Source organism: Pseudomonas sp. 8O (assembly GCF_902506495.1).
Classification (GTDB): domain Bacteria; phylum Pseudomonadota; class Gammaproteobacteria; order Pseudomonadales; family Pseudomonadaceae; genus Aquipseudomonas; species Aquipseudomonas chaetocerotis.
This window is the reverse complement of record NZ_LR733264.1, coordinates 2,243,643-2,262,025: the sequence shown is the minus strand read 5'-3', so window position 1 is coordinate 2,262,025 and position 18,383 is coordinate 2,243,643. Positions and strand designations below refer to the sequence as shown.

20 protein-coding genes are annotated in these 18,383 nt (G+C 62.7%); 12 read left to right on the top strand and 8 right to left on the bottom strand.

Annotated features, from left to right (window positions below; translation table 11 throughout):
- Positions 1–194: 194 nt before the first annotated feature.
- Positions 195–350, bottom strand: coding sequence for a 50S ribosomal protein L33 (gene rpmG, locus GV002_RS13240; protein ID WP_003464575.1), 156 nt, complete (start codon positions 348–350; stop codon positions 195–197).
- Between the two features lie 10 nt (positions 351–360).
- On the bottom strand, positions 361–597 hold the full coding sequence (rpmB, locus tag GV002_RS13235; RefSeq protein ID WP_003242523.1) for a 50S ribosomal protein L28: 237 nt from the start codon (positions 595–597) through the stop codon (positions 361–363).
- 345 nt (positions 598–942) lie between these two features.
- On the opposite strand from rpmB, the gene GV002_RS13230 reads away from it, so the two are divergent.
- Positions 943–2,520, top strand: coding sequence for an ABC transporter substrate-binding protein (locus tag GV002_RS13230; protein ID WP_160018794.1), 1,578 nt, complete (start codon positions 943–945; stop codon positions 2,518–2,520).
- A gap of 53 nt (positions 2,521–2,573) precedes the next feature.
- Here GV002_RS13230 and radC read toward each other — a convergent pair whose 3' ends face one another.
- Positions 2,574–3,248, bottom strand: coding sequence for a RadC family protein (radC, locus tag GV002_RS13225; RefSeq protein WP_160018793.1), 675 nt, complete (start codon positions 3,246–3,248; stop codon positions 2,574–2,576).
- Between the two features lie 139 nt (positions 3,249–3,387).
- Here radC and coaBC point away from each other — a divergent pair, with 139 nt between their 5' ends.
- The 4 genes from coaBC (at position 3,388) to argB (ending at position 8,605) form a co-directional block, all read left to right on the top strand.
- The gene (gene coaBC / locus GV002_RS13220) at positions 3,388–4,596 is read left to right on the top strand and encodes a bifunctional phosphopantothenoylcysteine decarboxylase/phosphopantothenate--cysteine ligase CoaBC (protein ID WP_017676056.1); all 1,209 of its coding nucleotides are present in this window, start codon (positions 3,388–3,390) and stop codon (positions 4,594–4,596) included.
- Positions 4,597–4,598: 2 nt separating this feature from the next.
- On the top strand, positions 4,599–5,054 hold the full coding sequence (gene dut, locus GV002_RS13215; RefSeq protein WP_074682220.1) for a dUTP diphosphatase: 456 nt from the start codon (positions 4,599–4,601) through the stop codon (positions 5,052–5,054).
- A gap of 1,226 nt (positions 5,055–6,280) precedes the next feature.
- The gene (gene algC / locus GV002_RS24205; RefSeq protein ID WP_218580343.1) at positions 6,281–7,675 is read left to right on the top strand and encodes a phosphomannomutase/phosphoglucomutase; all 1,395 of its coding nucleotides are present in this window, start codon (positions 6,281–6,283) and stop codon (positions 7,673–7,675) included.
- A gap of 24 nt (positions 7,676–7,699) precedes the next feature.
- Entirely contained in the window at positions 7,700–8,605 is a 906-nt protein-coding gene (argB, locus tag GV002_RS13205) for an acetylglutamate kinase (RefSeq protein WP_017676059.1), read from the top strand.
- A 102-nt stretch (positions 8,606–8,707) separates the two neighbouring features.
- Here argB and GV002_RS13200 read toward each other — a convergent pair whose 3' ends face one another.
- Positions 8,708–9,310 (bottom strand): DUF4124 domain-containing protein, encoded by a 603-nt coding sequence (locus GV002_RS13200; RefSeq protein WP_160018791.1) that lies wholly within the window; start codon positions 9,308–9,310, stop codon positions 8,708–8,710.
- 20 nt (positions 9,311–9,330) lie between these two features.
- On the bottom strand, positions 9,331–9,972 hold the full coding sequence (gene pyrE / locus GV002_RS13195) for an orotate phosphoribosyltransferase (RefSeq protein WP_013717752.1): 642 nt from the start codon (positions 9,970–9,972) through the stop codon (positions 9,331–9,333).
- An 80-nt stretch (positions 9,973–10,052) separates the two neighbouring features.
- On the opposite strand from pyrE, the gene GV002_RS13190 reads away from it, so the two are divergent.
- The gene (locus GV002_RS13190) at positions 10,053–10,832 is read left to right on the top strand and encodes an exodeoxyribonuclease III (RefSeq protein ID WP_017676062.1); all 780 of its coding nucleotides are present in this window, start codon (positions 10,053–10,055) and stop codon (positions 10,830–10,832) included.
- Between the two features lie 59 nt (positions 10,833–10,891).
- Here GV002_RS13190 and GV002_RS13185 read toward each other — a convergent pair whose 3' ends face one another.
- Together GV002_RS13185 and rph are read right to left on the bottom strand one after the other, a co-directional pair.
- Positions 10,892–11,263 (bottom strand): DUF4870 domain-containing protein, encoded by a 372-nt coding sequence (locus GV002_RS13185; RefSeq protein ID WP_160018790.1) that lies wholly within the window; start codon positions 11,261–11,263, stop codon positions 10,892–10,894.
- A 28-nt stretch (positions 11,264–11,291) separates the two neighbouring features.
- The gene (rph, locus tag GV002_RS13180; RefSeq protein ID WP_160018789.1) at positions 11,292–12,011 is read right to left on the bottom strand and encodes a ribonuclease PH; all 720 of its coding nucleotides are present in this window, start codon (positions 12,009–12,011) and stop codon (positions 11,292–11,294) included.
- Between the two features lie 174 nt (positions 12,012–12,185).
- Between rph and GV002_RS13175 the strand changes: the two genes are divergently transcribed.
- The 6 genes from GV002_RS13175 to GV002_RS13150 all read left to right on the top strand — a co-directional run bounded on the left by GV002_RS13175 (position 12,186) and on the right by GV002_RS13150 (position 17,634).
- On the top strand, positions 12,186–13,049 hold the full coding sequence (locus GV002_RS13175; protein WP_160018788.1) for a YicC/YloC family endoribonuclease: 864 nt from the start codon (positions 12,186–12,188) through the stop codon (positions 13,047–13,049).
- Between the two features lie 148 nt (positions 13,050–13,197).
- Entirely contained in the window at positions 13,198–13,815 is a 618-nt protein-coding gene (gene gmk, locus GV002_RS13170) for a guanylate kinase (protein ID WP_160018787.1), read from the top strand.
- A 150-nt stretch (positions 13,816–13,965) separates the two neighbouring features.
- Positions 13,966–14,229: a DNA-directed RNA polymerase subunit omega gene (gene rpoZ / locus GV002_RS13165; RefSeq protein WP_160018786.1), complete on the top strand. Its 264-nt coding sequence runs from the start codon at positions 13,966–13,968 to the stop codon at positions 14,227–14,229.
- Between the two features lie 63 nt (positions 14,230–14,292).
- Positions 14,293–16,404, top strand: a complete 2,112-nt coding sequence (spoT, locus tag GV002_RS13160) for a bifunctional GTP diphosphokinase/guanosine-3',5'-bis pyrophosphate 3'-pyrophosphohydrolase (protein WP_160018785.1) — start codon at positions 14,293–14,295, stop codon at positions 16,402–16,404.
- 68 nt (positions 16,405–16,472) lie between these two features.
- Positions 16,473–16,853, top strand: coding sequence for a RidA family protein (locus GV002_RS13155; RefSeq protein ID WP_003464610.1), 381 nt, complete (start codon positions 16,473–16,475; stop codon positions 16,851–16,853).
- Between the two features lie 55 nt (positions 16,854–16,908).
- Positions 16,909–17,634 (top strand): hypothetical protein, encoded by a 726-nt coding sequence (locus tag GV002_RS13150; RefSeq protein WP_160018784.1) that lies wholly within the window; start codon positions 16,909–16,911, stop codon positions 17,632–17,634.
- Between the two features lie 52 nt (positions 17,635–17,686).
- Here the strand turns inward: GV002_RS13150 and GV002_RS13145 are convergent, their stop codons facing one another.
- Positions 17,687–18,310 carry a LysE family translocator gene (locus GV002_RS13145; protein ID WP_160018783.1) on the bottom strand — a complete coding sequence of 208 codons (624 nt, stop codon included), beginning with the start codon at positions 18,308–18,310 and terminating at the stop codon, positions 17,687–17,689.
- Positions 18,311–18,383 lie beyond the last annotated feature (73 nt).

The following is an 18,383-nucleotide window of genomic DNA, read 5'->3' as shown; positions in this document are numbered from 1 at the left end:
GCAACGGCGCAGTCTAAACCGAGGTGTTGTGTGACGTAAGTCGCAGGTGAGCGAGTTGCGCAAAAAAATGCGCGACCAATAGCCGCGCCAACCGCCCCGCACAAATGAGCCGCGCAGGCGCGAGTCCGAGGGGGAAACACGGGCAAAAAAAAGCCCGCCGATCAGGGCGGGCTTCTTTGCAGGCAGCCGATCAATTACTTGATCTTGGCTTCCTTGTACATCACGTGCTTGCGTACGACCGGATCGAATTTCTTGATTTCGATCTTGTCAGGGGTGGTGCGCTTGTTCTTGTCGGTGGTGTAGAAGTGGCCGGTACCGGCGCTGGACACCAAACGGATCAGTTCACGCATGACTCTCTCCTTAAACCTTTTCGCCGCGAGCGCGCAGCTCAGCCAGCACTACGTCGATGCCACGCTTGTCGATGACGCGCATGCCTTTGGCAGATACGCGCAGACGCACGAAGCGCTTCTCGGACTCGACCCAGAAGCGATGGTGCTGCAGGTTCGGCAGGAAACGACGACGGGTTTTGTTGTTTGCGTGGGAAATGTTGTTCCCGGTTACCGGACCCTTACCGGTAACTTGACAGACTCTCGACATGCCTCAGCCCTCTAAAACCACATGCCCAACCCGGCATGGGTTGGCCGCTTAAACTCAATGTCATTGGCGCTCGGCGCCGCGTTTCTCGAGGGTCTTACCGGGCGCACTGGATAGCGCAAGAACCGGGCCCCTAGAAAAGAGCGCTGCTTTATACCAGAAAGCCCTGAAGGCAACAAGGAAAACCGCAGGATAAAACCCAACCCCGAGCCAGCAGAGCCGCCGGGGGCCGGCCCGTTGGGGCCTGATCAAGATTTGACCGCTCGTCGCCTCGATCAGGTATTCAGCTCATGGCAAATCGACTAGGGTTGCAAGCTTGCCGTCAACGCCAGGAATGAGGACTTCTCCATGCGCCTGCTACTCGCCGCTCTGCTATGCACCCCGATCCTGGCCCAGGCCACCACCCTCAGTGTGTGCACCGAAGCCAGTCCCGAGGGTTTCGACGTGGTGCAGTACAACTCGCTGACCACCACCAACGCCTCGGCGGACATGCTGATGAACCGCCTGGTGGAATTCGACGCCGAGCAGGGCAAACTGCTGCCAAGCCTGGCGCGCAGCTGGTCGATCTCCGCCGACGGCCTGGTGTATGACTTCACTCTGCGCGACGACGTGCAATTTCACCAAAGCGCCGACTTCACGCCCAGCCGCACGCTCGATGCCCGAGACGTGCTGTTCAGCTTCCAGCGCATGCTCGACGACCAGCATCCCTGGCACAAGGTCGCCGCCAGTGGCTACCCACATGCCCAGTCGATGCAGTGGCCAAGCCTGATCGCCAAGGTCGAGGCAGCGGATGCCCAGAGCGTACGCATCACCCTGAACCGCCGCGATGCCACCTTCCTCGCCACCCTGAGCATGGGCTTCGCCTCGATCTACTCTGCCGAATATGCCGACAAGCTCCTGGCTGCCGGCACACCGCAGAAGCTCAACAGCGCGCCCATCGGCAGCGGACCGTTCGTCTTCGAGCGGTTCCAGAAGGATGCCGTGGTGCGCTACCGCGCCAACCCGGACTATTTCGCCGGCAAGCCGGGCGTGGAGCGGGTGATATTCGCCATCACTCCGGACAGCAACGTGCGCCTGCAGAAGCTGCGCCGTGGCGAATGCCAGATCGCCCTGTCGCCGAAACCGCAGGACGTACAGGCCATCGCCGGCGACGCCAAACTGAAAAGCGCGCAGACCGCCGCGTTCATGACCGCCTTCGTCGGTATCAACAGCCAGCACCCACCACTGGACAAACCGCAGGTGCGCCAGGCGATCAACCTGGCGTTCGACAAGGCCAGCTACGTCAAGGCCGTGTTCGAAGGCAGCGCCGAGCCCGCCAGCGGCCCCTATCCACCGAACACCTGGAGCTATGCCAGCGAACTGCCCGGCTACGCGCACGAACCGGAAAAAGCCCGCGCCCTGTTGGCCGAAGCGGGCCTGGCTGACGGCTTCAAAACCACCATCTGGACACGCCCCAGCGGCAGCCTGCTCAACCCCAACCCGAGCCTCGGCGCGCAGTTGCTGCAGGCGGATCTGGCCAAGGTCGGCATCGCTGCTGAAATTCGCGTGATCGAATGGGGCGAGCTGATCCGCCGCGCCAAGGCCGGCGAGCACGACCTGCTGTTCATGGGCTGGGCCGGCGACAACGGTGACCCGGACAACTTCCTCACCCCGCAATTCGCCTGCGCCTCGGTGGAGTCAGGCCTGAACTTCGCGCGCTACTGCGACGAAGCACTGGACAAGCTGATCGCGGACGGCAAGACCAGCAGCGACCAGGATGAGCGCAGCCGCCTCTATCATCAGGCGCAGCAGATCATTCAGGAGCAGGCGCTGTGGCTGCCGCTGGCCCACCCCACTGCCTTCGCCCTGCTCAGCGCCAAGGTGCAGGGCTACAAGGTCAGTCCGTTCGGCCGGCAGAATTTCGCTTCGGTGCAGATGGCACCATAAGCCGTCATCCTGGCGGGCTGAAGCCCACCCTACGCACTGCAGGAGCGCCGCCCCTACATCCAGCCGAGCTCGGCCATCGACAGCGGCTCACCATCACCGATGATGAAGTGATCGAGCACGCGCACCTCGACCAGCGCCAGGGCATCCTTGAGACGCTGGGTCAGCACGCGGTCGGCCTGGCTGGGCTCCGCTACACCCGATGGGTGGTTATGAGTGAGGATGACGGCTGCGGCATTGTTGGCCAGAGCGCGTTTGACCACCTGCCTGGGATAAACGCTGGCGCTGTCGATGCTGCCGCGAAACAGCACCTCGAAGGCCAGCACACGATGTTTGGCATCGAGAAACAGGCAACCGAATACCTCATGCGGTTCGTGGCGCAGCTGCGCCTTGAGGTAGTCACGCACCGTCTGCGGGCTTTCCAGCGCCGAATCGCGGCGCAGGCGCTCGGCCAGATGGCGCCGCGACATCTCCAGCACCGCCTGCAGTTGGGCGTACTTGGCCGGCCCCAGGCCGAGGTGCTGGCTGAAGCCAGCCAGATCGGCTTCCAGAAGGACTCTAAGACTGCCGAACTCGCTCAGCAGATAACGCGCCAGGTCCACCGCACTCTTGCCGGTCACCCCGGTACGCAGAAAGATCGCCAACAGTTCGGCGTCGGTCAGCGACGCCGCGCCCTGCTCCAGCAATTTCTCCCGCGGACGCTCTGCCGCGGGCCAGTCACGAATGCTCATGTACACCTCCTTGTCGAGCCAGGCGCCCGCTGTTCCGCTGCGGGCGCTGTGCTATCGTAGCCCATCTTTTTACACGGGGCCGGCCTGGGGAGGCGTTGGTCACGTGGCGCACATCCACCGGTTTATAAAAGGCAGGCCTATGCAGCGGCTGTATCGCAAACGCATCATCGTCGGCGTGGGGGGCGGTATTGCTGCCTACAAGAGCGCCGAACTGGTTCGCCGACTCAAGGATCAGGGCGCCGAAGTCCGCGTGGTGATGACCCAGGGCGGACGCGAGTTCATCACCCCGTTGACCCTGCAGGCCCTTTCCGGCCACCCCGTGCACCTCGACCTGCTCGACCCGGCCGCCGAAGCGGCGATGGGCCACATCGAGCTGGCGCGCTGGGCCGATCTGATCCTCATCGCCCCGGCCACCGCCGACCTCATCGCGCGCCTCGCTCAGGGCGTGGCCAACGACCTGCTCACCACCCTGGTGCTGGCCACCGACGCGCCGATTGCTCTGGCTCCGGCGATGAATCAGGCCATGTGGCGCGACGCCGCCACCCAGGCCAACCTCGAACTGCTGCAAAGTCGCGGTATGCGCCTGTTCGGCCCGGCATCCGGCAGCCAGGCCTGTGGCGATGTCGGCCTCGGTCGCATGCTCGAAGCCAATGATCTGGCCCAGCTGGCCGCAGACTGCTTCCAGCGCCAGGCACTGGACGGCCTGCACATCCTGATTACCGCCGGCCCGACCCAGGAAAACATCGATCCGGTGCGCTACATCACCAACCACAGCTCCGGCAAGATGGGCTTCGCCCTGGCCGAGGCCGCTGCCGAAGCTGGCGCGCGAGTGACTCTGGTCAGCGGCCCGGTGCACCTGCCGACGCCGGACCGGGTCAGCCGCATCGACGTGGTCAGCGCTCGCGACATGCTCGCCGCTTGCGAAGCGGCCATGCCTTGTGACGTGCTGATTGCCGCCGCGGCAGTAGCCGACTACCGCCCGGAAGTGGTAGCCCAGCACAAATTGAAGAAAGACCCCAGCAGTGGCGAAGGGATGCTCCTGCAAATGGTGCGCAACCCGGATATCCTCGCCACCATCGCCGGCCGCGAAGATCGCCCGTTCAGCGTGGGCTTCGCCGCCGAGACCGAGAACCTGCTCGAATACGCCTCGCGCAAGCTGCGCGACAAGAATCTCGACCTGATCGTCGCCAATGATGTGGCCAACCCCAGCATCGGCTTCAATAGTGAAGAGAACGCCATCACCGTGATCGACCGTGGGCTGCAGCAAACCAGCTTCGCCCAGACCAGCAAGGGCAAGATCGCCCGCCAATTGATCACCCTTATCGCCGAACGACTGAACAAGAACTGACCATGCACGCTCTGCAAGCCAAGATCCTCGACCCCCGCCTCGGCCAGGAATTTCCGCTGCCGCAATACGCCACACCCGGTTCCGCCGGCCTCGACCTGCGCGCCATGCTCAAGGAGGAGATCGTCCTCGAGCCAGGCCAGACCGTGCTGATTCCGACGGGGTTGTCGATCTACATCGGCGACCCTGGCCTGGCCGCGATGATCCTGCCGCGCTCGGGCCTCGGCCACAAACACGGCATCGTGCTCGGCAACCTGGTCGGCCTGATCGACTCGGATTACCAGGGCGAACTGATGGTCTCGTGCTGGAACCGTGGCCAGACGCCTTTCACCATCGCCATCGGCGAACGTATCGCCCAGTTGGTACTGGTACCGGTGGTGCAGGCCCACTTCGAGTTGGTCGAGCAGTTCGACGAGACTCAACGTGGCGCCGGCGGCTTCGGCCACTCCGGTAGCCACTGATTCATCCCCCACAGGACGACCCGCCGAGGAGCACCCACGTGAAACTCTTCAAGCGTACCGCCAAGGAAGCCAACGCGGCTGCCAGCCTGGTGCCGAGCAAGCCCAAGGGCAAGAAGGCTAACCCCTTGCAGGGCGCACTGCTACCCGGTCTGCTGGCCGCACTGATCGGTGGGGCCGCAGGCGCCGCGCTGCTGTGGTTTGCCGACAACAGCAGCAGCCAGGCACGCCAGACAGAGCTGGTGCAGGCCATGGGCAGTAGCCAGGCCTCTGCCGTGCAGCAGGTGCTCAAGCAATTACAAGCCGACAGCCTCGCCGCAGCACGCAACCCGGAGCTGTTGCAAGCACTGCAAAGCGGCGACAACCTGCGGGTCAGTGAAGTCGAGCGGCGCCTGGGCTACTGGGATGGCGTGATCGATGCCCATCTCAATCGCCGCGGCGAAGCGGTACAGAACACGTCCCGCATCGCGCCGATGAACTTCGCCGGCCTGGATATGCTGCGCCGCACTGAAAGCGGTCAGCAACCCGCTATCGAAGCCTATCGCGTGGGTGAGCGCTGGCTGGCATACAGTGCCGTGGCGCTGCGCCTGAGTGAGAACCAGCCGGCACAGGGTACGCTGCTGCTGGCTTTCGACCTGCAGCGACTGTTCGCAGCCGTGCCGGCGCTACCGCCAGAGTATGGCCAGGTGCAGCTGGTGCAGCAGTTCGCCAACACACCGCCGCAGATTCTGCTACAGCGCGGTCAGGCAGGCGATGCAGCCGCTGCGCAGACCTTCGCCACCGGCAACCCCTACTGGAAGATCAGCTTCGCCCCCGGCCCCGGCCTGGCTCAAGGCAGCATTTCTCCCGCGATGCTCGGCCTCGCGTTCCTGCTTGCATTGGGCGGCGCACTGATCGGCATGATCCTGGTGCAGGGCGCGCTGCAGCGGCGCGTCAATCTCGACGCCCAGCAACTCGGGCAAATGCTCAAAGAACTCTCCGCCGGTAAGAACGTCAAAGCCTTCAGCCTCAGCATGCCGGTTCTCGATGCACTGGCCCAAAGCCTGGCGCGATTGCCGCGCCGCAGTGGCCCTGAAGGCAGCAGTACCCCCGTTAAAGGAACAGCTGCGGCACCCGCCGCTCAGCCGGCAGCCGAGCTGGTCGACCCGCTGTTTCAGGACACCGATATCCTCGATATCGACATTCTCGATGAAGACCAGGATCTCCTGGGACTGGAGCAGAACCCCGCAATGAGCACTCGCCAAAGCGCCCCTAAACTTCCCGACGACATCTTCCGCGCCTACGACATCCGTGGGGTGGTGGGCGACACCCTGACCGCCGAATACGCCTACTGGATTGGCCGCGCCATCGGCTCGCAGAGCCTGGCCCAGGGCGAGCCCAAGGTCATCGTTGGCCGCGACGGCCGCCTCTCCGGCCCGGAACTGCTGCAACAACTGGTACAGGGCCTGCTCGACTGCGGCTGCGAAGTGACCGATATCGGCATGGTGCCGACCCCTGTGGTGTACTTCGCCGCCAACGTGCTGGAAGGCCGCTCGGCCGTCATGCTCACCGGCAGCCACAACCCGCCGGACTACAACGGCTTCAAGATCATCATCGCGGGCGACACCCTGGCCAACGAGCAGATCCTCGCGCTGAAGACCCGCCTGGACAACAACGACCTGGCCAGCGGCGTCGGCAGCGTGCAGCAGGTCGACGTCCTGCAACGCTACTTCAAGACCATCCGTGACGACATCGCCATGGCCAAGCCGCTGCGCGTGGTGGTCGACTGCGGTAACGGCGCCGCCGGCGTGATCGCCCCGCAACTGATCGAAGCCCTGGGCTGCAGCGTGATTCCGCTGTTCTGCGAAGTGGACGGCACCTTCCCCAACCACCACCCGGACCCGGGCAAACCGGAGAACCTGGTCGATCTGATCGCCCGCGTCAAAGCGGAGAACGCCGACCTGGGCCTGGCGTTCGACGGTGACGGAGACCGTGTCGGCGTGGTGACCAACACCGGCAATATCGTCTACCCGGATCGCCTGCTGATGCTGTTTGCCAAGGACGTGGTCTCGCGCAACCCCGGCGCCGACATCATCTTCGACGTCAAATGCACCCGTCGCCTGACCCCGCTGATCAGCGGCTACGGCGGTCGCCCGGTGATGTGGAAGACCGGCCACTCGCTGATCAAGAAGAAAATGAAGGAAACCGGTGCCCTGCTGGCCGGCGAGATGAGCGGTCACATCTTCTTCAAGGAGCGCTGGTACGGTTTCGATGACGGCATCTACAGTGCTGCCCGTCTGCTGGAAATCCTCAGCCTCGAAAAACGCAACGCCGAGCAGGTGTTCAGCGCCTTCCCCAGCGACATTTCAACGCCGGAAATCAACATCAAGGTCACCGAGCAGACCAAGTTCGGCATGATCGAACGCCTGCAGCGTGAAGGCCAGTGGGGCGAAGCGAACATCACCAGCATCGATGGCGTGCGCGTCGACTATCCCAAGGGTTGGGGTCTGATTCGTGCGTCCAACACCACACCGGTGCTGGTGCTGCGCTTCGAAGCCGACACCCAGGAAGAGCTGGAGCGTATCCAGGATGTGTTCCGTGTTCAGCTGCTAAAGGTCGCCCCCGACCTGCAACTGCCCTTTTGACCGATTTGTTCCAGGAGCCCATGCATGACCCTCGAGCGTGACGCCGCTGCCCAGGTTGCCAAGGTACTGTCCGAAGCCCTGCCCTATATCCGCCGCTTCGTCGGCAAGACCCTGGTGATCAAGTACGGCGGCAACGCCATGGAAAGCGAGGAGCTCAAGCAGGGCTTCGCCCGCGACATCGTGCTGATGAAAGCCGTCGGCATCAACCCGGTGGTGGTGCACGGTGGCGGCCCGCAAATTGGCGACCTGCTCAAGCGACTGTCCATCGAGAGCCACTTCATCGACGGCATGCGCGTCACCGATACCGCCACCATGGACGTGGTGGAAATGGTGCTCGGCGGCCAGGTCAACAAGAGCATCGTCAACCTGATCAACCAGCATGGCGGCAGCGCTATCGGCCTGACCGGTAAGGATGCCGGCCTGATCCGCGCCAAGAAGCTCACGGTCAGCCGCCAGACGCCAGAGATGACCCAGCCGGAAATCATCGACATCGGCCATGTCGGCGAGGTCACCGGGGTCAACACTGACCTGCTGAACATGCTGGTCAAGGGCGACTTCATCCCGGTCATCGCGCCCATCGGTGTCGGCCCGGGCGGTGAGTCCTACAACATCAACGCCGACCTGGTCGCTGGCAAGGTGGCTGAGGCGCTGAAGGCCGAGAAACTGATGCTGCTGACCAACATCGCCGGCCTGATGAACAAGCAGGGCGAGGTGCTCACCGGCCTCACTACCGAGCAGGTCAACGATCTGATTGCCGACGGCACCATCTACGGCGGCATGCTGCCGAAGATCAAATGCGCCCTGGAAGCGGTGCAGGGTGGCGTGACCAGTTCGCACATCATCGATGGCCGTGTACCCAATGCAGTGTTGCTGGAGATCTTCACCGATATCGGCAATGGCACCATGATCAGCAACCGCAAACGCCCTTAAAAAGCGGCCGCTACGCGGCCTTCTGATGACCCTCTCCCTCCGGGAGAGGGTGCCCGCAGGGCGGGTGAGGGCAAAGCGACCACCCCAGAGCCTCCAAAAGCCCTAAGGCTTTTTCTGCGGCTCGCCAAACAACTCGGCCAGGCGCGCACGATCAGCGGCAAAACCCGCCTCGGCCTGGGTGCGCGTCTCCTTGTAACGGGCGATATCACGCTGCAGGCGCCGCTGCTCTTCCTTGAGGTTGTTGATCTGCGCCAGCAAATGCTCCGGTACCTGGCGCCCGGCACGCTCATGGTCGGCAGCCTGGCTCTGCAAGTTGGCCTGCTGAGTACGCACCGACTGCAGATTGCCACGCGCGACGCTGGTGACACTGTCGAGTTCGGCCAGCTTGCGCTCACGGGCACGGTCAACATCATCGAGATTGGTGTACAGACGCAGCAACTGGGCATCGCTGCTGGCGCGCGCCTTGTCCGCCTGCATGCGTGCAAACTCTTCAGGCGTCGGGGCCGGCGGGATCACGCGCAGCACCCGCCCCTGATCATTGAGCACCTCGTAACCCTTGCCGATGAACTCCGGCGGCACACCCTGGCGACTGAGCACCGTCACACCCTTGTCATCGACATAGCGATACAGCTCGGCAGCCACACCAGACAGCGGCAGTAGCAGGCTACAGAGCAGCGTACAGCGGGTCAGGAGCGGTGCAGGCATAAGACGACCTTGTGCTAGGGCTAGATTCCGTACTCGGCGCGATAGGCTTCGACAGCCGGCAGATATTGCTTCAGTTCAGCATCCCCTGCCAGATATTCCAATACCTGTTCGAGTGACACGATACTCACTACGGGCATGCCGAAGTCGCGCTCGACTTCCTGAATGGCGGAAAGCTCGCCCTGACCACGCTCCTGGCGGTTCAGCGCGATCAACGTGCCGGCAGCCTGCGCGCCCTGGCCTTGGATGATCTGCATCACCTCACGAATCGCGGTGCCGGCGGTGATCACGTCATCGACGATCAGCACCCGACCCTTGAGTGGCGCACCGACCAGGGTGCCGCCCTCGCCATGGTCCTTGGCTTCCTTGCGGTTGAAGCACCAGGGCAGATCGCGCTGATGATGCTCGGCCAGCGCCACTGCAGTGGTCGCCGCCAGCGGAATACCCTTGTAGGCCGGGCCGAACAGCACGTCGAAGTCGATACCGCTGTCAACGATTGCCGCCGCGTAAAAACGCCCCAGCTGAGCCAGCGCCAGACCGCTGTCGAACAGGCCGGCATTGAAGAAATAAGGGCTGGTACGCCCGGACTTGAGGGTGAACTGACCGAAACGCAGAACACCGCGTTCGATGGCAAAGCGAATGAAATCGCGCTGGTACGCTTGCATGAAAAGTCCCGGACGGCACGGATTTAGCTAAATGAGGTGAGCTCGGGTATCATACACGCACGTGTTTTTGGGGGCCATTTATGCGGATCATCAGTGTGAACGTGAATGGTATTCAGGCTGCGGCCGAGCGAGGTCTGCTCAGCTGGCTGCAAGCCCAGAATGCCGACGTGATCTGCCTGCAAGACACCCGTGCCTCCGCCTTTGAAATGGACGACCAAGCCTTCCAACTGGATGGTTATTTCCTCTATGCATGCGACGGTGAAGTGCCCAGCCAAGGTGGCGTGGCGCTCTACTCGCGATTGCAACCCAAGGCGGTGATCAGCGGCCTCGGCTTCGAGATGGCCGATCGCTACGGGCGCTACCTGCAGGCCGATTTCGACAAGGTAAGTATCGCCACCCTGCTCCTGCCAAGCGGGCGGGACGGTGACGAGAGCTTGAATCAGAAATTCAAGTTCATGGACGACTTCACCCATTATCTGGACAAGCAACGCCGCAAGCGTCGCGAGTACATCTACTGCGGCTCGCTGCATGTAGCGCACCAGAAGCTGGACGTGAAGAACTGGCGCGACTGCCAGCAATCACCAGGTTTCCTGGCGCCCGAGCGCGCCTGGATGGATGAGGTGGTCGGCAATATGGGTTATGTCGACGCCCTGCGCGAAGTCAGCCGCGAAGGCGACCAGTTCAGCTGGTGGCCGGATAACGAGCAGGCGGAAATGCTCAACCTGGGCTACCGCTTCGACTACCAGCTGCTCACTCCGGGCATGCGCCGTAGTGTGCGCAGCGCACGCCTGCCACGTCAGCCGCGCTTCTCCCAGCATGCGCCGCTGATCGTCGATTACGACTGGATTCTCAGCATCTGATCGACAGGTAAGAGTCATGAAAAAGCCGGCTGATCGCCGGCTTTTTGTTGCACGCAGGTTTACTTCACCAAACGCCAACTGAAGGGGTAGTGATAAGGTTGCCCTTCATTGGCCTTGATACCCGCGATGATGGTCAACACCAGCGCCGCCAGGCCCAACAGCATCAGCAGCGGGAAGCCGATCACCACCACCATCAGAATGAAACAGACCACTGCGGCCAGCGCTACGCTGATCTGGAAGTTCAGCGCTTCCTTGCCCTGGGCATCGACGAAGGGGTCGAGGTCTTTCTTGATCTGCCAGATGATCAGCGGGCCAAGCAGATTGCCGAAGGGGAACACCAGGCCGAGAAACGCGGCAAAGTGGCAGAACATGGCCCACTGACGCGCTTCCTGACTGGGCGTCGGAACCGGGTTTTGCATATCGTCGTTCATACGGGTGCTCCTTGCTCGGCTAAAGATTTCAGTCGACCAGAGCGGCCTTCTGCAGTTCAAAGATCTCGTTCATGCCCTTCTGTGCCAGTGCCAGCATGGCGTTGAATTCGTCAGGCTGGAACGGCGCGCCTTCGGCAGTACCCTGCACTTCGATGAAGCCGCCGGCGTTGGTCATCACCACGTTGAGGTCGGTCTCGGCGGCGGAGTCTTCCAGGTAATCCAGATCCAGCACCGGCTCGCCCTGGTAGATACCGACCGACACCGCAGCGATCATCTGCTTGAGCGGATCGCCCTTGAGCGCGCCACGCTTCTTCAGCACTTTCAGCGCATCGATCAGCGCCACCATGGAGCCAGTGATCGAAGCGGTACGGGTGCCACCGTCAGCCTGGATCACATCGCAATCGACGTACAGGGTGTTCTCGCCCAGCTTGGTCATATCCAGTGCCGCGCGCAGCGAGCGACCGATCAGGCGCTGGATTTCCAGGGTGCGGCCACCCTGCTTGCCACGGCTGGCTTCACGCTGGTTACGCTCGCCGGTGGCGCGCGGCAGCATGCCGTATTCGGCGGTCAGCCAACCCTGGCCCTGGCCTTTGAGGAAACGCGGTACGCCCGACTCGACGCTGACGGTGCAGATCACCTTGGTGTCGCCGAACTCCACCAGCACCGCCCCCTCGGCGTGCTTGGTGTAGTTGCGGGTGATACGAATCGAGCGCAACTGATCGGCGGCGCGGCCACTGGGACGTTTCATCGAGCGATACCTACTTCATTAAGTGAAAACAGCACGCATTATAGGGGCGGTCGAGCACGGCGACACGCCGAATTGGTATCGGCAGACGGCAGGCCTGATCGCCTGCACATGAAATGGGTAGGCGCCGTGAGCTACAATCCTGCGCTTTTCGAGCCAACTTCCACGAGGTATCCCATGGTTCACAGCATGACGGCCTTTGCCCGCAATGAGCAGGCAACCGCTCACGGCACACTGAGCTGGGAGCTGCGCTCGGTCAACCACCGCTACCTCGAGCCGCACCTACGCCTGCCGGAAGCCTTCCGCGACCTCGAAGGTGCGGTACGCGAAGCCCTGCGCCAGGGTCTGTCACGCGGCAAGGTGGAATGCACCCTGCGCTTCGCCGAAGAAAGTGCCGGTAAACAACTGCAGGTCGACAACGAGCGGGCTCGCCAACTGATCGCCGCCGCCGAACAGGTCGCCGCGCTGATTCAGCAACCGGCCCCGCTCAACCCGCTGGAAGTGCTGGCCTGGCCCGGCGTGCTGGTGGCCGACTCGGCCGACCCGCAGGCGCTGAACACTGCAGCTTTGAAGCTCTTCGACCAGGCGCTGGGCGAACTCAAGGCAGGCCGTGCTCGAGAAGGCGCCGAGCTGGCCAAGCTGCTCAACGAGCGCCTCGACAACATCCTCGACGAAGTCGCTGCACTGCGCGAACTGGTGCCGCAGATGCTTGCCGGGCAACGTACCAAGATCGAAACCCGCTTCGCCGAGATGCAGGCCGAGCTCGATCCGCAACGACTGGAGCAGGAGCTGGTGCTGCTGGCGCAGAAGAGCGACGTGGCCGAGGAGCTGGATCGCCTCAGCACTCATGTCAGCGAAGTCCGTCGTGTGCTCAAGGCCGGCGGTGCTGCCGGGCGGCGCCTGGACTTCCTCATGCAGGAGCTCAACCGCGAGGCCAACACCCTCGGCTCCAAGGCCTTCGACCCGCGTAGTACACAAGCGGCAGTCAATTTGAAGGTGCTCATCGAACAGATGCGTGAGCAAGTACAGAACATCGAGTGAAAACTGCTGCGCTAGGCTATACCGCGTATAAATCAGGTTCGAAATGCTCATTTACAGTCGTAAACTCCGCTTTCTCACCTGATTTCGCCTTGTCTAGCCGTCGCTCGCTACGTTTTCAAGACCACCAAGATTTGCTCAGGAAGCTCTAATGGCCACCACCGGCACCCTCTACATCGTTTCCGCTCCCTCCGGCGCCGGCAAGACCAGCCTGGTCAAAGCCCTGATCGACAGCGAGGCGCAGATTCGCGTCTCGGTATCGCATACCACCCGCGCCATGCGCCCAGGCGAGGTGGACGGGGTCAACTACCACTTCGTCGATCACGCGCAGTTCAACACCATGCTCGAACGCAGCGAATTCCTCGAGCACGCCCAGGTCTTCGACAACCTCTACGGCACCTCGCAGAAATGGGTCGAGCAGACCCTGAGCGAAGGCTTCGACCTGATCCTAGAGATCGACTGGCAGGGCGCACAGCAAGTACGCAAGCTGATGCCGCAGAGCAAATCTATCTTCATCCTGCCGCCGACCCAGGAAGCTTTGCGTCACCGCCTGACCAACCGCGGCCAGGACAGCGGCGAGATCATCGAACGGCGCATGCGTGAGGCCGTCAGCGAGATGAGCCACTACGTCGAATACGACTACCTGGTGATCAACGACGACTTCAATCACGCCCTGAGCGACCTGAAAGCCATCTTCCGCAGCAACCAGTTGTCGCAAACACAGCAACAGCAGCGCCATGCCGGGCTGCTCAGCGAACTGCTGGCATAAGAGCAGCCGCAAGCTTCGAGCCACAAGCTGCAAGTAAAAGCAAGGCCGATTTGGCTTCTACTTGTAGCTTGAAGCTTGCAGCTGCTTTACAATATCCAGTCCGCTCGCCCGCTCGGGCCAAGCTTATCCGCACAAGTTACGAGGAACACCATGGCTCGCGTTACCGTCGAAGATTGCTTGGACAACGTTGATAACCGCTTCGAACTGGTCATGCTCGCTACCAAGCGTTCGCGCCAGCTGGCCACCGGCGGCAAAGAGCCGAAAGTGGCTTGGGAAAACGACAAGCCCACCGTCGTGGCCCTGCGCGAAATCGCGGCTGGCCTGGTGGACTACGACGTGATCGCTCAGGACGACATCATCGAAGAAGAACCGCTGTTCGCTGCCTTCGAGGAAGAGGCCAACGAGCCTCTGTAAGTCGATGATGCCGGGTCGAAGTTGCGCGGCGGGTAGCCAAACCGGTCATGAGGGGAATACCCCATGGCTGGTATAGACGCTCTCGCCGACCGACTTTCGGCCTACCTCGGCCATGACCAGGTCAACCTGGTTCGCCGAGCCTACTTCTACGCCGAACAGGCGCACGATGGCCAACGCCGCCGCAGTGGCGAAGCCTACGTGACCCATCCGCTGGCCGTGGCCAGCATCCTCGCCGACATGCACATGGATCATCAGAGCCTGATGGCCGCCATGCTGCACGACGTGATCGAAGACACCGGCATCGCCAAGGAAGCGCTCAACGCGCAGTTCGGCGAGACCGTGGCCGAACTGGTCGACGGGGTCAGCAAACTGACCCAGATGAACTTCGAGACCAAGGCCGAGGCGCAGGCCGAGAACTTCCAGAAGATGGCCATGGCCATGGCCCGCGACATCCGCGTGATTCTGGTCAAGCTCGCCGACCGCCTGCACAACATGCGCACCCTCGATGCCATGCCGCACGAGAAGAGCCGGCGCATCGCCAAGGAAACCCTGGAAATCTACGCGCCCATCGCCAACCGGCTGGGCATGCACAACATGCGCGTGGAGTTCGAAGACCTGGGCTTCAAGGCCATGCACCCGATGCGCTCCGAGCGCATTCGCGCCGCCGTGCGCCGCGCTCGGGGCAACCGCAAGGAAATCGTCGCCAAGATCGAGGAATCGATCCAGATGTGCCTGCAGCGCGAAGGCATGGAAGGCGAGGTGATCGGCCGCGAGAAGCACCTCTACAGCATCTACCAGAAGATGCGCGGCAAGCGTAAGGCGTTCAACGAGATCATGGACGTCTACGCCTTCCGTATCATCGTCGACAAGGTCGACACCTGCTACCGGGTGCTCGGCGCCGTGCACAACCTGTACAAGCCGCTGCCCGGCCGCTTCAAGGATTACATCGCGATTCCCAAGGCCAACGGCTATCAGTCGCTGCACACCACGCTGTTCGGCATGCACGGCGTGCCCATCGAGATCCAGATCCGCACCCGCGAGATGGAAGAGATGGCCAACAACGGCATCGCCGCGCACTGGCTGTACAAGTCCAGCGAGGACGAGGCCCCGAAGGGCAACCACGCCCGCGCACGCCAATGGGTCAAGGGCGTGCTGGAACTGCAGCAACGCGCCGGCAATTCGCTGGAATTCATCGAAAGCGTGAAGATCGACCTGTTCCCGGACGAGGTCTACGTGTTCTCGCCCAAGGGTCGCATCATGGAGCTGCCAAAAGGCTCCACCGCGGTCGACTTCGCCTACGCGGTGCACACGGACGTCGGCAACACCTGCATCGCCTGCCGCATCAACCGCCGCCTGGCCCCCCTTTCGCAGGCGCTGGAAAGCGGCTCGACGGTTGAGATCGTCACTGCACCGGGCGCGCGCCCGAACCCGGCCTGGCTCAACTTCGTGGTCACCGGCAAGGCGCGCACGCACATCCGCCACGCCCTCAAGCAGCAGCGCCGCTCCGAATCCATCAGCCTCGGCGAACGCCTGCTGAACAAGGTGCTGGCCAGCTTCGACACACACCTGGAGAAAATCTCCGCCGAGCGCGTGCAAGCCGTGCTGGGCGAGTACCGCCAGGAAGTCATCGAGGATCTGCTCGAAGACATCGGCCTGGGTAACCGCATGGCCTACGTGGTGGCCCGCCGCCTGCTGGCCGAAAGTGGCGACGACACCTTGCCGAACAGCGAAGGCCCACTGGCGATTCGCGGCACCGAAGGCCTGGTGATGAGCTATGCCAAGTGCTGCACGCCGATCCCGGGCGACCCCATCGTCGGTTACCTATCCGCCGGCAAGGGCATGGTGGTGCACATGGAGAGCTGCCGGAACATCGTCGATATCCGCCACAACCCGGAAAAATGCATCCAGCTCAACTGGGCCAAGGACATTACCGGCGAATTCAACGTCGAACTGCGCGTCGAGCTGGAGCACCAACGCGGCCTGATCGCGCTATTGGCCAGCAGCGTCAACGCTGCCGATGGCAACATCGAGAAGATCAGCATGGACGAACGCGATGGCCGCATCAGCGTCGTGCAGCTGGTGGTCAGCGTGCATGACCGCGTGCACCTGGCCCGCGTGATCAAGAAACTGCGCGCGCTCAAGGGCGTGATGCGTATCACCCGAGTGCGCGCCTGACACAATTTCCCTATTTCCAGCCTGTAGGCTGGGTGCTCGACCCAGCCAGTTCTCACAAGGAGCGATTCATGAGCAAGACCGTCATCACCAGCGACAAGGCCCCCGCCGCCATCGGCACTTACTCCCAGGCGATCAAGGCCGGCAACACCGTCTACATGTCCGGCCAGATTCCGCTGGACCCGGTGAGCATGGAGCTGGTCGAAGGCTTCGAAGCACAGACCGTGCAGGTGTTCGAGAACCTCAAAGCCGTAGCCGAAGCCGCCGGCGGTTCGTTCAAGGACATCGTCAAGCTGAACATCTTCCTCACCGACCTGTCGCATTTCGCCAAGGTCAACGAGATCATGGGTCGCTACTTCGAACAGCCTTACCCGGCTCGCGCCGCCATCGGCGTTGCTGCTCTGCCGCGCGGTGCCCAGGTGGAAATGGACGCCATTCTGGTCATCGAGTAAGTCGTTCGAGCGGGGCAGCAGGCCCCGCTCGCCCTTCCCCGGCATGGAGATCGCCATGCGTCTGCTTCCTCTGCTGCTATGCAGCGCCCTGCTCGGCGGCTGCGCCAGCACACCGAACAACGACCCGAGCGGTACCTGGATCAACCAGGCAGCCATCGATGCCGCCCGCGAAAGCGGTCGCCTGCGCGAAGCCCTGCTCGCCTACGGCCCCAACCTCGAATGGCAGATCAACCCCGAGCGGCAGCAGGCCAGCTACAGCAATGGCTTCGAGCTGGCCGAAGGCAGGCTGCTGGGCGCCGGAGAGGGGCGTTGGCAGGTGACCTTCTACGGTGATTACAACGAGCAGCTCGCCATGCAGAACGGCGAACTGGTGCAGATCGCCAGCGAATACTGGCCCGAGCAGCACTTCACCCGCGTTTCCGGCGAAACCAGCCCACTGGGCAGCAGCTTCGAACAGGCGCTGTACCGCGACTACCTGGGCGGCGACTGGCTGATCGAAGAGGGTTTGGGCCAAGGTGGCCTGGTGCGCTTCAACAGCGACGGACAGGTGCAGGGCCTGCCCGGCGCCGAACGTTTCGCCCTGTGTCTGGCGGGCGACTGCGCCGCCATGAGCGGCGAGCATGACAGCCTCTGGCTGCAGGCTGGCGACCAGGGTAGCCCCTGGCTATTCGTGCATGAAGGCAATCAGCTGCGCATCTTCGAAGCACAGAACCGCGCCCAGTTCGACGAGATGCCCGAGTACCAGCCCGGCCCACAACGCTGGTTGCTCAAACGCCGGTAGCCGGGTGCAATCCAGGGAAAACTGGATCGACCCTTCCCGGATTTCATCCGGGCTACCCTGCCAATGCCCCTTGCAGCAACCACAAGCCCAATAGCAGCAACAACGCCCCACAGCCGCGATCCAGCCAGCGCACGCGCTGCTGCAACCAGCCGCGCCAACGCGCCTGATCGAGCAGCCGCACCAGCGCCAGATCCCAGAACAGCACCACCAGAGTCATCCACAACATCGCCAGGCCCAGCCCCCATGCCGGCATCGCGGACTCGCGCAGTACCCCGAACAACCCGGCGTAGAACAGTGGCAATTTGGGATTGAGGCTACTGGCCAGAAGGCCCTGACGCACTCCCTTCCACACCCCGCCCAGCATTGGCTGATCGCCCTGTGGCAGTACGAGATCTCGCCGCGAGGCCAACGCCTGCAGGCCGATCCAGGCAAAATACAGCCCACCGACGACCTGCAGCCCACGCCACAGCCAACTGCCCTCGGCGGGCAACAATGCCAGGACGAACAGCACCAGCAGCATGCTCAGCAGGTTGGCCAGGGCGATGCCGCAGGCACAACCATCGGCCTGCCGCCGGCCCTTCGCCAGCGCAGTACGAATCAACAGAAAGAAGTCCGGCCCCGGCGACAACAAGGCCGCGAAATGAGTACCGGCAACCAGCAGAAACAACGCGAACATGGGACCTCCGTTTGGCGGAGGCAGTGTCGGCAACCAGCGGTATCGATGTATTGGAAAAAACTCAGTGTCCGCC

Coding starts and splice junctions, on each gene's coding strand:
- rpmB (WP_003242523.1), bottom strand. CDS start 597: ATGTCGAGAGTCTGTCAAGTTACCGGTAAGGGTCCGGTAACCGGGAAC.
- coaBC (WP_017676056.1), top strand. CDS start 3,388: ATGCAGCGGCTGTATCGCAAACGCATCATCGTCGGCGTGGGGGGCGGT.
- algC (WP_218580343.1), top strand. CDS start 6,281: ATGAGCACTCGCCAAAGCGCCCCTAAACTTCCCGACGACATCTTCCGC.
- GV002_RS13155 (WP_003464610.1), top strand. CDS start 16,473: ATGAGCAAGACCGTCATCACCAGCGACAAGGCCCCCGCCGCCATCGGC.
- spoT (WP_160018785.1), top strand. CDS start 14,293: ATGGCTGGTATAGACGCTCTCGCCGACCGACTTTCGGCCTACCTCGGC.
- GV002_RS13200 (WP_160018791.1), bottom strand. CDS start 9,310: ATGCCTGCACCGCTCCTGACCCGCTGTACGCTGCTCTGTAGCCTGCTA.
- radC (WP_160018793.1), bottom strand. CDS start 3,248: ATGAGCATTCGTGACTGGCCCGCGGCAGAGCGTCCGCGGGAGAAATTG.
- argB (WP_017676059.1), top strand. CDS start 7,700: ATGACCCTCGAGCGTGACGCCGCTGCCCAGGTTGCCAAGGTACTGTCC.
- rpmG (WP_003464575.1), bottom strand. CDS start 350: ATGCGTGAACTGATCCGTTTGGTGTCCAGCGCCGGTACCGGCCACTTC.
- rpoZ (WP_160018786.1), top strand. CDS start 13,966: ATGGCTCGCGTTACCGTCGAAGATTGCTTGGACAACGTTGATAACCGC.
- GV002_RS13185 (WP_160018790.1), bottom strand. CDS start 11,263: ATGAACGACGATATGCAAAACCCGGTTCCGACGCCCAGTCAGGAAGCG.
- GV002_RS13145 (WP_160018783.1), bottom strand. CDS start 18,310: ATGTTCGCGTTGTTTCTGCTGGTTGCCGGTACTCATTTCGCGGCCTTG.
- GV002_RS13190 (WP_017676062.1), top strand. CDS start 10,053: ATGCGGATCATCAGTGTGAACGTGAATGGTATTCAGGCTGCGGCCGAG.
- rph (WP_160018789.1), bottom strand. CDS start 12,011: ATGAAACGTCCCAGTGGCCGCGCCGCCGATCAGTTGCGCTCGATTCGT.
- dut (WP_074682220.1), top strand. CDS start 4,599: ATGCACGCTCTGCAAGCCAAGATCCTCGACCCCCGCCTCGGCCAGGAA.
- gmk (WP_160018787.1), top strand. CDS start 13,198: ATGGCCACCACCGGCACCCTCTACATCGTTTCCGCTCCCTCCGGCGCC.
- pyrE (WP_013717752.1), bottom strand. CDS start 9,972: ATGCAAGCGTACCAGCGCGATTTCATTCGCTTTGCCATCGAACGCGGT.
- GV002_RS13230 (WP_160018794.1), top strand. CDS start 943: ATGCGCCTGCTACTCGCCGCTCTGCTATGCACCCCGATCCTGGCCCAG.
- GV002_RS13175 (WP_160018788.1), top strand. CDS start 12,186: ATGGTTCACAGCATGACGGCCTTTGCCCGCAATGAGCAGGCAACCGCT.
- GV002_RS13150 (WP_160018784.1), top strand. CDS start 16,909: ATGCGTCTGCTTCCTCTGCTGCTATGCAGCGCCCTGCTCGGCGGCTGC.